This window comes from Paenibacillus sp. FSL R7-0297 (genome assembly GCF_038009025.1).
GTDB lineage: Bacteria > Bacillota > Bacilli > Paenibacillales > Paenibacillaceae > Paenibacillus_AQ.
The window spans coordinates 6,631,369-6,643,147 of sequence record NZ_JBBPAQ010000001.1; the positions used below are offsets into that span (position 1 = coordinate 6,631,369).

Annotated in this window: 9 protein-coding genes; 3 read left to right on the forward strand and 6 right to left on the reverse strand. The window is 55.7% G+C overall.

Annotated elements, in window-relative coordinates:
• Position 1: 1 nt before the first annotated feature.
• Positions 2–1,180: a galactokinase gene (locus MKZ24_RS28845; RefSeq protein ID WP_042234073.1), complete on the reverse strand. Its 1,179-nt coding sequence runs from the start codon at positions 1,178–1,180 to the stop codon at positions 2–4.
• Positions 1,181–1,375: 195 nt separating this feature from the next.
• Here MKZ24_RS28845 and MKZ24_RS28850 point away from each other — a divergent pair, with 195 nt between their 5' ends.
• Entirely contained in the window at positions 1,376–2,278 is a 903-nt protein-coding gene (locus MKZ24_RS28850; RefSeq protein ID WP_042234072.1) for an AraC family ligand binding domain-containing protein, read from the forward strand.
• 100 nt (positions 2,279–2,378) lie between these two features.
• Here the strand turns inward: MKZ24_RS28850 and mgrA are convergent, their stop codons facing one another.
• The 4 genes from mgrA to MKZ24_RS28870 form a co-directional block, all read right to left on the reverse strand.
• Positions 2,379–3,383 (reverse strand): L-glyceraldehyde 3-phosphate reductase, encoded by a 1,005-nt coding sequence (gene mgrA / locus MKZ24_RS28855; protein ID WP_042234069.1) that lies wholly within the window; start codon positions 3,381–3,383, stop codon positions 2,379–2,381.
• A 99-nt stretch (positions 3,384–3,482) separates the two neighbouring features.
• Entirely contained in the window at positions 3,483–4,223 is a 741-nt protein-coding gene (locus tag MKZ24_RS28860) for an NAD-dependent protein deacylase (protein ID WP_042234068.1), read from the reverse strand.
• Between the two features lie 35 nt (positions 4,224–4,258).
• Positions 4,259–5,029 (reverse strand): HAD family hydrolase, encoded by a 771-nt coding sequence (locus MKZ24_RS28865; RefSeq protein ID WP_042234066.1) that lies wholly within the window; start codon positions 5,027–5,029, stop codon positions 4,259–4,261.
• 49 nt (positions 5,030–5,078) lie between these two features.
• A complete protein-coding gene (locus MKZ24_RS28870; RefSeq protein ID WP_042234063.1) occupies positions 5,079–5,828 on the reverse strand; it encodes an alpha/beta hydrolase in 750 nt (249 codons plus the stop codon).
• A gap of 201 nt (positions 5,829–6,029) precedes the next feature.
• Here MKZ24_RS28870 and MKZ24_RS28875 point away from each other — a divergent pair, with 201 nt between their 5' ends.
• Together MKZ24_RS28875 and ilvD are read left to right on the forward strand one after the other, a co-directional pair.
• Positions 6,030–7,070: an acyltransferase family protein gene (locus tag MKZ24_RS28875; protein WP_042234060.1), complete on the forward strand. Its 1,041-nt coding sequence runs from the start codon at positions 6,030–6,032 to the stop codon at positions 7,068–7,070.
• Between the two features lie 384 nt (positions 7,071–7,454).
• Positions 7,455–9,140, forward strand: a complete 1,686-nt coding sequence (gene ilvD, locus MKZ24_RS28880) for a dihydroxy-acid dehydratase (RefSeq protein WP_042234058.1) — start codon at positions 7,455–7,457, stop codon at positions 9,138–9,140.
• A gap of 253 nt (positions 9,141–9,393) precedes the next feature.
• Here the strand turns inward: ilvD and MKZ24_RS28885 are convergent, their stop codons facing one another.
• Entirely contained in the window at positions 9,394–11,721 is a 2,328-nt protein-coding gene (locus MKZ24_RS28885; protein ID WP_042234056.1) for a glycoside hydrolase family 3 N-terminal domain-containing protein, read from the reverse strand.
• Positions 11,722–11,779 lie beyond the last annotated feature (58 nt).

An 11,779-nucleotide genomic window follows, 5' to 3' on the forward strand; every position in this document is an offset into this window, starting at 1 on the left:
CTTATTTCACTCCTTTCAGTTCTTCAACGCCGTTGCCGATCGTGCATACATAGAACTCGCCCGTCAGACCGGATCTATTCTTGTAAGCTTCGCCGACTTCGGTAATGAAACGTTCCACATCATCCTCATGTACCAGAGATACTGTACATCCACCGAATCCGGCACCTGTCATACGCGAGCCGAGTGTTCCCGGAATACGCTGCGCTTCTTCAACCATAATGTCCAGCTCTTCGCAGCTGACTTCATAGAGGTCACGCAGGGAGACATGGGAATCGTTCATATAGAGTCCGAATTGCTTCAGGTCATTGTTCTTCAGGACTTCAACCGAGTCAAGTACACGCTGGTTCTCTTCCACCACATGACGGGCGCGGCGTCTAACGGTTTCGTCGGTGATTTTATGCTGATGAAGCTCGAATTGTTCAGGTTTAAGCTCGGCCAGATAAGACAGGGTTGGTACCTCTTGCTTCAAAATAGCCAGAGCCTCCTCGCATTGGCTGCGGCGTTCATTGTACTTGGAGTCCACAAGACCGCGCTTCTTGTTCGTATTGCCGATAACCAGCTTATATGAGCCAGTCACAAATGGAACCAGGCTGTATTCCAGAGTGTCACACATCAGCAGGATGGCCTGGTCGCGTTTGCCATTGGCGACAGCGAACTGGTCCATGATACCGGAGTTTACGCCGACATACTGGTTCTCCGCACGCTGCGACAGCAGGGCGATCTCTACAGTATCCGTGTCTCCACCAAGCAGTGTCAGGAAGGCATAACCTGTTACTACCTCGATAGAAGCGGAAGAGGATAAGCCCGAGCCGTTCGGAATTTCTCCGTGGAACAAGAGGTCATACCCTCCCGATACCGGAAGGTCCTTCTTGGCCAGCTCGACCATAACACCAACCGGATAGTCAACCCACTCGCCGGTTTTGGCTTTGCCGATTTCGCTGTAGCCGATAGAGGCTTCATAAGGGAAATTCGTCGATGCGAATTGAACCTTGCCGTCTGTACGCGGACGCACGATAAGGGTAGTTCCAAAGTCCAGTGCTGCCGGGAACACATAACCGCCGTTGTAGTCCAGATGCTCTCCGATGAGATTCACACGGCCTGGTGCGTAGAACACCCGCGCCTCTTCGCTGCTCTCTCCGTATTTCTCGATAAATTTACTGTTAAGTTCCTGTACGCTCATTATTGCCACTCCATCCTTTCGCTGCTTGTGCTTGGGCTTTCAACTTGTTTCCAACTTGCTTCCTTCATGCTTACATTATAATAAAATCAGACTTGCCCTGATAATGCAATCATGTGTGCAATACATGGACAAATGTGACTTCCAGCCGCCGGGAGGATATACTGGAGATAAAGATTCATTTCTGCGCTTCCCCTCATGCTTAGCTATGATAGCGTTATATTCAAGAAAGGCGGATGGCCGTTGGAACATACCTATTCCGTAGGATCAAATCCCGTGTATTTCGATCAGCAGCCTCTGCATGTGCTGTTCGCCGGGGAGAGCCAGACGCTTCCGCTGCATCAGGCCGGCCCCAAGATCTACGATTATTATCTGCTTCACTACATTGAGTCCGGCTCCGGTGTATTCCGGACCGAGCAGCGCAAGTATGAACTGGGAACGGGAGACTGCTTCCTGATCCACCCGGCCCAGCTGGTCAGCTACATCTCCGATCAGCAGCAGCCCTGGCGGTACCGCTGGGCCGCCTTCACCGGAGCGGAGGCGGAGCAGCTCGCCTTGCAGGCCGGATTCTCCCCGGAGAAGCCGGTCCTGACCTCGGCTGAGGGCAGTGTGATCCCGGGCGCACTCGCAGGGATGATGTCCGCCTTCTATGGGGGTAAGGAGAGCGCGCATCTGACCTCGCTCGGCTATCTTTACCTGATTGTCGGCGAAGCATCCGGTCTGCTGATCTCCTCGTCACGGTTGCCCGGGGCAGAATCGCAGGTCAAACGCACGGTGAAGCAAATGATCAACTATATGGCTTCCCAATATGCCCATCCGGTCTCCATTGAACAGATGTGCGGCAGCCTGGGCTATAACCGCGCTTATCTGTCACGCATCTTCAAGCAGGAGACCGGCCTCTCGCCGGTTACCTATCTGCTGAAGCTGCGCATCGAGAAGTCCCGCCAGCTGCTGCGTGAACGCCCCGAGCTATCGGTAGAGCAGGTCGCATCCTCCGTCGGCCTGACCGATGCCCTGTACTTCTCCCGGCAGTTCAAACGCTTTTGTGCCCAGTCCCCCAGCACTTACCGGCAGGCGACTGCCAATCCCGGGGAGAAATAGGCTCAGGAGAACATCCGGCGTTCTACCAGAACTCCGCTTAAGCCAACAGCCCGTTTCCTGTTCCGGAAGCGGGCTGTTACTTGTCAATTCTATAGATTACTCAGGCTTCATCCTCTGTTCCAAGGATCGTCTCAATCCGTTCCAGCTCTTCCTGCGAGAAATCACCATGCGCCAGAGCAGCGATATTCTCCTCGATCTGGCTTACACGGCTGGCGCCGATCAGCGCCGAGGTCACCTTGCCGCCGCGCAGCGTCCAGAGGAGCGCGAACTGGGCCAGGCTCTGGCCGCGTGCTACCGCCATCTGGTTGAGCGCGTGGATCTTGCGCAGCACCTCCGGCGTAATCCGGCTCTCATTCAGGAAGGCGGATGGCCCGGCGGCCCGGGAATCGCCGGGAATGCCGTTCAGGTATTTGCTGGTCAGCAGGCCCTGAGCCAGCGGGGTAAAAGCGATACTGCCGATGCCATGCTCCTCCAGCACATCCTGCAGCCCGCCTTCAATCCAGCGGTCGAGCATGGAATACCGCGGCTGATGAATCAGAAGCGGTGTTCCGAGCTCCTTCAGGATGCCAATTGCCTGCTCTGTCTGCTCAGCCGTGTAGTTGGACAAGCCGATGTAGAGCGCTTTACCTGAACGTACAGCATGATCCAGTGCTCCCATCGTTTCTTCCATCGGGGTTTCGGGGTCTGGACGGTGGGAATAAAAAATATCCACATAGTCCAGTCCCAGCCGTTTCAGGCTCTGGTCCAGGCTGGACAGAATATATTTGCGTGAACCCCAGTCGCCGTATGGGCCGGGCCACATATAATATCCCGCCTTGGTGGAGATTACCAGCTCGTCACGGTAGGGAGCGAGATCACGGGCAAGAACTTTGCCGAACAGTTCCTCTGCCGAGCCTGCCGGAGGACCATAGTTGTTAGCCAGATCGAAATGGGTAATTCCGAGATCGAAAGAGCGGGTGATCATCTCGCGGCCATTCTCATAAGTGTCGATGCCGCCGAAATTATGCCACAGGCCCAGTGAAATTGCCGGAAGCTTGAGGCCCGACCTGCCGGTGCGGTTATAACGCATGACTTCATACCGTTCATCGCTAGCCACATATACCATTGCTTATCCCTGCCTCTCGTTTCCTCAGTTATTGCAATACCCTATTTTAAACTCCGTACAGACTTTGTAATCTTCACCCCGGGGAAAAGCTTGAAATCCTCATCCGAGCAGTCCTTGTATTCTGCCCATCACATCGCCAATCCGGTCCGTAATGATCAGATCTGCCTGATGGTCGTACGGGGTCGGATCGCCGTTAAGCAGCACCGTATGCCTTCCCCGGAAGTAGGTGATCAGGCTTGCCGCCGGCTGGACTGTGAGCGAAGTGCCGCCAATCAGCAGCAGGTCTGCTGCCGCAATCGCCGCCACTGCTTCGACCAGCACATCATGATCGAGCGCTTCCTCATAGAGCACCACATCCGGCTTAATGATGCCGCCGCACTCCGGGCACAGCGGCACAGCAGCCGTCTGCTCCAGAATCTGCTCCAGACCGTAATAGGTATTGCAGTCCATGCAGTGATTGCGGTGAATCGAGCCGTGCAGCTCCAGCACCCGGCGGCTTCCCGCCAGCTGGTGCAGACCGTCGATATTCTGTGTAATGATTGCCTTCAGCTTGCCCTTGGCTTCAAGTTCAGCCAGCAGCCGGTGGGCCCCGTTCGGCTTCGCCTCGGGATGAATCATCTTACTGCGGTAGAAATCAAAAAAAATGTCCGGCGAGGACATGAAAAAGCTGCGGCTCAGCATCACTTCAGGCGGATACGGAGAGTTATGCTGAGCCTGATATAGACCGGCCGCCGAACGAAAATCCGGTATGCCGCTCTCCGTTGATGTTCCGGCGCCGCCAAAAAAAACAATATTCCCGCTGTCTTTGATCCAGGAAGCCAGTAGCTGCAATTGATCCATAGAGTCCCACGTTTCCTCTCTGTACAGAAATGAAATCAGAATGTAACCCGGAGCTGGGCATAGCCGGAAACAACAATATCCGCATCCAGCAGGTGGGCTGCGGTCCCATCTGGAGACAGACCCACAGCAAGCCGCAGTCCGGCACCCTTGCCCAGCTGCATATCCGCATTGCTGTCACCGATAATGACCGTCTCGCCGGGCAGCAGGCCCAGCTCCCGGCAGGCCGTCTCGGCCATCTCCGGTGCAGGCTTGCCGTGCTTCACTCTGTCTCTGGTGACGACGGAATGGAAATACCCGGAAATCCCAAGCCACTCCAGATGCTCACGGGTAGTGGCCATATGGTCTGAGGTCACGACACCGAGTTTCAGGGAAGCGGCCGCACACTGCTCCAGAAAAGCATGCAGCCCCGGCATCGCCACCGCCGCCCTCTGCCGGCGCAGCTCGTTCATAGCTTGCTTGGAGATCGCATTCACCTGCGTTACCGCTTCATTCCAGGGAACACCGGCAGCATACAGCTGCCAGGCCAGAATCCCGATCGTTTCTTCAGCGGTCGCCATAGAGAGCGGTCCGGAGGGGTCATACCCGGTCACCTTGCCGGTGGCATCATGAACCGTACCCAGCACAGAAGCAAGCTCCGGCCCGCCTCGCGGCAGGCCGCCGATTATTGCCAGCTGGCTGCCCAGCCCCTTCAGAATCAGGTCCGCCCAGCTTCCCCAGGTGGCAAGCAGATCCAGCAGCGTTCCATCCTTGTCGAACAAGATGCCCCTGCACGGAACGGATATCTCATTAATATGCAATTCAGGCATTCAGACTGACACTCCTCTCCCAGGCGGAGTTACTTCCGTTATTCGGTGCTCACTTGCTCTGACGCAGGTTCCCTATCCAATCCAGCAAGGCCCGCGCAGTGCGGTTCTGCTGCTCTTCCTCTGTGATGGTGGCTATGCCGTCACCCTTCTGAGGGCCGTAGCTACCGAACTGGGCATGATTGCCTCCATTGACCGCCGTGTATACCGTGTTGCCCGGAAGATAGGCGCGGCCTTTATTATAGCTCTCCTGATCAACCACCTTGTCCTCGGTACCCAGCACCGACAATACGGACAGCGTAGTATTCTTTAAACTGCCTTTCTCATCCGGGTAGGAAGCCAGAAAAAAAACGCCTTCCAGCTGGTCGGCATGAGCTGCAGCGAAGCGCGAGGCCATTACCCCGCCAAGCGAGTGCCCGCCAAGCACAAAGGACTGCTTCGGATGCACGCGGATGATCTCTTCGGCAGCATTCCCCTTGATCACTGCCAGGTTAAGCGGCATTCTTGCGATATAGAACGGGTGGCCGGCTGCTGCAATTTTCCTGGCAAGCGGAGCATAAGCTTCCGCCTCGACCAGTGCGCCGGGATAAAAGATCACGGCGGTGCCGAGTGCAACCGACGGCTCGAACGAGATCCAGTTGTCATTCTGCTCTACTGTAATTCCCCCGGCAGAGACAAGTGCAGTCTCAGCTCTTTCAGCAGGCTGATACGGAGTCAGGTACTTCCATATAAACACCCCAGCCACCAGCAGAATCAATACAATTCCTATAAGCACATTGCGTTTGGTACTGCTTTTTCTCAATAGAGTTCACTCCCGGATACTGCATACAGAAAATTATAGTGTAATCAATGAAATCAAACAACCTTCAACACTTCGCCACATCTAGCGACCATGAGAGCGCTTACCATTGTGATATATTTCACTATTTATTTACCGAAAATCATGTATTTTAAAATTAAAGTATTAAGCAATGCGCAAACCGCATTTATTGGAGGTAACGTCATGATCCGGGAAAGCTCGCTCGACACGCGTGGAGAAACGTTTTTTCTTAATTTACGCTTCATGCTTATTGTAACTGTCTTTGTGGCCAATGCGATCGAACCCCTGATTCTTGAAATGAGCGGACTCCACACCCTGTACCAATGGATCTTCAGCTTTCACATGCCGCTGTTTGTGCTCGTGACCGGTTACTTTGCCCGTAAAAGCTTACAGGGCTCAGCCGGCCGTAAGGTGCTGCTGCAGATTGGACTGCAATATATTATTTTTCAGAGCCTCTACTCGGCACTCGACATTTCCTTCTTCCATGTAAATAACATACAGCATTCCTTCTTCGCTCCTTACCTGCTCCTGTGGTTCCTGGCCAGCCACGCCTTCTGGCGTCTGCTCATGCTGGGGATGAGCCGCTGGAGCAAGAGCGCCCAGTTTGCCTTTGCCATAGCCGCAGGTGTGGCTGTAGGTTATCTGCAGCTGGATGGCATCTGGTTCAGCATCAGCCGCACCTTTGTTTACCTGCCCTTTTTCGTCATCGGAACTCATTTCTCCTTCGGAGCTTTCGTTAAGCTGTATCAGCAATATGTCAAAACCGCTGCCGCTGCCGCTTCACTCCTGTTGCTTATCGTGATGGGCTTAGCGGGACGCGGTCTCCCGATGGGCTGGCTGTTGGGCAGTATGACCTATATGCAGCTCGGTGCCCATGAATGGTATGCGGGGGTGTTCCGGCTCGCTGTGTATGCTTTGCAATTTGCCGCTTCCCTGGCGTTCCTGGGCCTGGTCCCTTACGGGTTAAGCCGCATGACAGATTTGGGACGCCGCACCCTCTACGTCTTCCTGCTTCATGGATTTATTGTCCGGGCAGCTGCCGTTTCCGGCCTGTATGCCTATATCGGAAATGCTGCCGGAGCCGCACTGCTGATTGCAGGCGCAGTATCCTGCACGGTGCTGCTGGCCCAGCCCGCTGTCAAACGTATGCTGAACCCGCTGGTTGAGCCGTCTGTAGACTGGATGATCTCGCTCCAGCGCGCCGCCATCAGACGCTCACTTTAGTAATTATTTACTGAAACCTCTTCCCTTCTTGATATGTAGAAGCCTGTCCCGCCGCGGATAGGCTTTTTGATTATGAATGCCTGTGGAGGACAGTGTAGCCGTTTCCATTCGTGTGCCGGGAGATGACTGCGACAAACTTCACATTGCCCGGTAGAAAAATGAGGTTTTTTGTGATAGACTCTCTATTAACGTTCGTATCCAATCCGCTTATTTTATAGAAACGGCTCCGCCCTACTTCTGTTCACTGCATGAAGCTGGACCTTGTTCCTTCTATAAACCGCAGACACGCAGCCTCTGGGATTGCAATGCGTTAATGCGGCACTATATTTGTTCTCACCGTTCCAAGAGGTTAGGCTCACAATACTTTTAGGGGGAAATCTCATCATGGCAAACAAGAAAATGCGTTCAGACATGATCAAAAAGGGCTTTGACCGCGCTCCACACCGCAGCCTTCTGCGGGCCGCAGGCGTTAAGGAAGAGGATTTCGGCAAGCCGTTTATCGCAGTCTGCAATTCCTATCTCGACATTGTACCGGGTCATGTGCATCTGCAGGAATTCGGCAAAATCGTTAAGGAAGCTATCCGTGAAGCCGGCGGGGTTCCATTCGAATTCAATACCATCGGCGTAGATGACGGTATTGCCATGGGACATATCGGAATGCGCTATTCGCTCCCAAGCCGCGAGATTATTGCCGATTCTGTGGAAACGATGGTTTCCGCTCACTGGTTCGATGGAATGGTGTGCATTCCCAATTGCGATAAAATCACCCCGGGCATGATGATGGGCGCACTGCGCGTCAACATCCCGACGATCTTCGTCAGCGGCGGACCGATGAAGGCCGGCGTAGACAGCAAAGGCAAGAAGCTCTCCCTGACATCCGTGTTCGAAGGCGTTGGCGCCCATCAGGTCGGCAAGATCAATGACGCTGAACTGCTTGAACTGGAACAATTCGGCTGTCCAACCTGCGGATCATGTTCGGGTATGTTCACAGCCAATTCCATGAACTGTCTGGCTGAAGCTATGGGCCTCGCTCTCCCGGGCAACGGCACCATTCTGGCTGTTGCCGAAGAACGCAGAGATTTCGTCCGCAAATCAGCTACACAGCTAATGGAACTGATCAAGCTGGATCTGAAACCGCGTGATATCGTAACCCATGAATCGTTGGACAATGCCTTTGCGCTGGATATGGCTATGGGCGGCTCCACCAACACTGTGCTGCATACCCTGGCACTGGCTCAGGAAGCTGAAATCGACTATCCGCTGGAGCGTATCAATGAAGTAGCCAACCGCGTGCCTTATCTGGCCAAGCTGGCTCCGGCATCCGATATCTTCATCGAGGATGTGGACCGGGCAGGCGGCGTCAGCGCTGTGCTGAACGAGCTGCTGAAGAAGCCGGGTGCCATCTTCGGCGACTGCATGACCGTAACCGGCAAGACTCTGGCCGAGAATGTCACGGGTCATGAGATTCAGGATACGTCAGTTATTCATACAATAGACAACCCTTATTCCCCAGTAGGCGGATTGGCTGTACTCTACGGCAACCTGGCTCCGGAAGGCTCCATCATCAAGGTTGGTGCCGTAGATGCTTCCGTTGGCGGCTACCACAAAGGACCTGCCATCTGCTTCGACTCCCAGGAGCAGGCGCTGGAAGGGATCGCGAACGGCAAGGTCAAAGAAGGCCATGTCGTTGTTATCCGGTATGAAGGTCCGAAGGGCGGACCGGGTATGCCGGAAATGCTGGCACCGACTTCGCAGATCGTCGGTATGGGTCTTGGCGCCAAGGTCGGCCTGATCACCGACGGCCGGTTCTCCGGAGCGTCCCGCGGCATCAGTATCGGCCACATCTCGCCGGAAGCGGCTGAGGGCGGACCGATTGCTTTTGTCGAGGATGGTGACATCATCGAACTGGACCTGAAGGGCCGCAAGATCGAGCTGCTGGTTGAAGAAGAAGTGCTGGCTGTCCGCCGCAGCGGCTGGAAAGGCTTCGAACCGAAGGTGAAGACCGGTTACCTGGCCCGCTACTCCAAGCTGGTTACCAATGCAAGCAAAGGCGGCGTGCTGAAGATCTAATCGGCTGCAGCGCAGTGAACTGATACAGCAGAGGAACTGAAGCTGTCACAAGCTGAATATTAAGGGGCTGTCCCGTAAGCAGATATTCTGCCGGCGATGACAGCCCCTTTTATATTCCCAAGGCTTATAACGTCAATAGAGCAGTGATTCTCCAATAACAGGAGAACCGCTGCTCTATATTGTTGTGTTCGTATGCTGCTTGTCAATGGATTTTGGGCAAGGGAAAGCCAACCGGCCCCAAGCGATTCTCTGACTATGTCCCCGCACTGAAACCGCCAGTAATCACAAGCTCCGCTGTCTGGGTGCCGGCAAGGCTTCCTCCCGCCATCACCGTAACCCGGCAGGGAACAGGCGCAAACTTCATTGACGTATTCCATATCCCCAGCTCTTCCACGCCCAGATGGAAGGTTACGGTCTGCTCTTCTCCGGTCTGCAGAGAGATTTTGCTGAAGCCCTTCAGCTCCGCAATCCGGCGGGTGATCCCCGACTCCCGGGCACGGATGTACAGCTGGACTGTCTCCAGCCCTGAGATAGCGCCGGTATTCTTCACATTGATGCTGACAGCGACCCGGCTGCCTGCATCCAGATCAGCTGTTGAGATGGAGTCAGCAGATAACGAGACACTGCCGTATTCGAAACTTGTGTAGCTAAGCCCGTGTCCGAAGGCATACAGCGGGGCAGACGGCATATCCACATATACCCGGGGACGGCCCGGGTCCTTCTGGTTGTAATACACCGGCAACTGCCCGGAGGAACGCGGCAGAGACACCGGCAGCTTGCCGCTGGGATTCACGTGGCCGAACACAATTTCAGCGATGGCCTGTCCGCCTTCCGCGCCGGGATATGCCGCGCAGAGAAGTGCACCGGCTAGCGGCTCCAGTTCGTCCAGTGCATGCGGACGGCCTTGGATAATGACTGCGACCACCGGTGTGCCGGTGGCAGCCACCGCTTCAGCAAGCTGCAGCTGGATGCCGCCGAGCCGCAGGTCGGCCAGATCCACACCTTCTCCGCAGTCCATTTCGGATGGACTGCCTTCACTGATAATTGCGGCACCGTTGGCCTCAAAGTCGCCGCCGAACTGCCGTGCACTGCTGCCTCCCAGCACCAATACAGCAACATCCGCACGCTGTGCCAGCTCCACCGCTTCGCTCAGGCCGGCTGTGGAAGATTCGCGGATGCCGCAGCCCAGGGCATGTACAACCTCAACCCCGGGCGGGGCACATTGCCTGATGCCCTGCAGTACCGTCGTACCGCTTCCTTCCCGTTGTATGCTGGTATAATCGCCGAGCTGATTGTAGAGCCGGTCCGCGTTCGGACCGATAACCGCAATCCGCCGTAGCTTGCCGGCGAGCGGAAGCAAAGCGTCTTCGTTCTTCAGCAGAACGGCCGATTCCCGCGCCACCTGCAGGTTCAGCCTGCGGGTATCCGCATGACCCACCACGGAAAGCGCCAGCTGCTCATCCGTATATGGACGTTCAAACAAGCCGAGCCGAAATTTCAGCGCCAGCACACGGGATACTGCGCGGTCAATATCAGCCTCGCGGACAAGACCCATATTCACCGCCTCCTCAAGCGTGCTGAACGCTTTGTCCCACAGGCTCAGGTCAACGCCGGCGGATAAGGCCAGCGCCGCTGCGCCTTCATAACTGCCGGTCAGCGCAATCAGACGGTCAACAGCCTGACCGTCAGCCATAACGATCCCGCCGAAATCCCATTCCCCGCGTAGAATACCGCTCAGCAGCGCCTCATTCGCATGGCAGGGAATGCCGTCGATTTCATTGTAGGCTGCCATGAATCCGGCCGCACCTGCCGCTGCACCTGCCTGCGCGGCCGGGAGATGAATCTCGCGAAGCTCACGTTCACCGATTGCTGCCGGCCCGGCATTCCTCCCGCCCTGCGCTGCTCCCTGAGCGCACAGATGCTTAAGAATCACTGCAACCTTGTCTGGTGAATCCAGCTCTTCCGGCGTTGTTCCCTGCATCCCGCGCACAGCCGATGCCGTGAAGGCAGCCGCCAGGAACGGGTCCTCGCTGTAGCATTCCTCGGAACGGCCCCAGCGCGGATCTTGCAGAATATCCAGGGCGGACAGCAGCCCGAGGTGAGCCCCCCGGCTGCGCAGCTCCAGCGCTACACGGCTGTAAGTCTGTTCCATCAGTTGTGGATTCCAGGTTGCTCCGGCAGCCAGATTCACGGGCAGCAGTGTTCCGTCCAGTGCCTGATGCCCATGCGGGCATTCCTCACTAAGCAGCACAGGAATGCCCAGCCGGGTATGCTCCAGCACGTAGCGCTGCACCTTGTTCGCAGCAGCAGCGCTGGCGGCGGCTGTAATCCCGTTGCTGTAATCCACCCCTGACCACGGGTCACTGCGGAATAATCCATACAATGCCCCCATGCCTGCTCCTTCAGCCACTTCCCGGCGGAAGGCCTCGGTAAGCACAAGCTCCCCGTTCTCCCAGGCATAAGCATCCCAGCCATACATCCGCTGGTTCAATTGGCCCGTCTTTTCACGCAGTGTCATGCGGGACAGAAGATCCCGAACCCGCTCCTCCACACTATAGGAAGGTTGCTTATATATTTCCATCTCTTGCTCCTCCCGCTTGCCAAAGTCATCTATATAAGACGCACGTTCCAAATTCCCC

Bases quoted from the DNA above. Each gene is read 5' to 3' on its own strand.
- MKZ24_RS28845 (WP_042234073.1), bottom strand. From the start codon at position 1,180: ATGAGCGTACAGGAACTTAACAGTAAATTTATCGAGAAATACGGAGAG.
- MKZ24_RS28850 (WP_042234072.1), top strand. From the start codon at position 1,376: ATGCTTAGCTATGATAGCGTTATATTCAAGAAAGGCGGATGGCCGTTG.
- mgrA (WP_042234069.1), bottom strand. From the start codon at position 3,383: ATGGTATATGTGGCTAGCGATGAACGGTATGAAGTCATGCGTTATAAC.
- MKZ24_RS28860 (WP_042234068.1), bottom strand. From the start codon at position 4,223: ATGGATCAATTGCAGCTACTGGCTTCCTGGATCAAAGACAGCGGGAAT.
- MKZ24_RS28865 (WP_042234066.1), bottom strand. From the start codon at position 5,029: ATGCCTGAATTGCATATTAATGAGATATCCGTTCCGTGCAGGGGCATC.
- MKZ24_RS28875 (WP_042234060.1), top strand. From the start codon at position 6,030: ATGATCCGGGAAAGCTCGCTCGACACGCGTGGAGAAACGTTTTTTCTT.
- ilvD (WP_042234058.1), top strand. From the start codon at position 7,455: ATGGCAAACAAGAAAATGCGTTCAGACATGATCAAAAAGGGCTTTGAC.
- MKZ24_RS28885 (WP_042234056.1), bottom strand. From the start codon at position 11,721: ATGGAAATATATAAGCAACCTTCCTATAGTGTGGAGGAGCGGGTTCGG.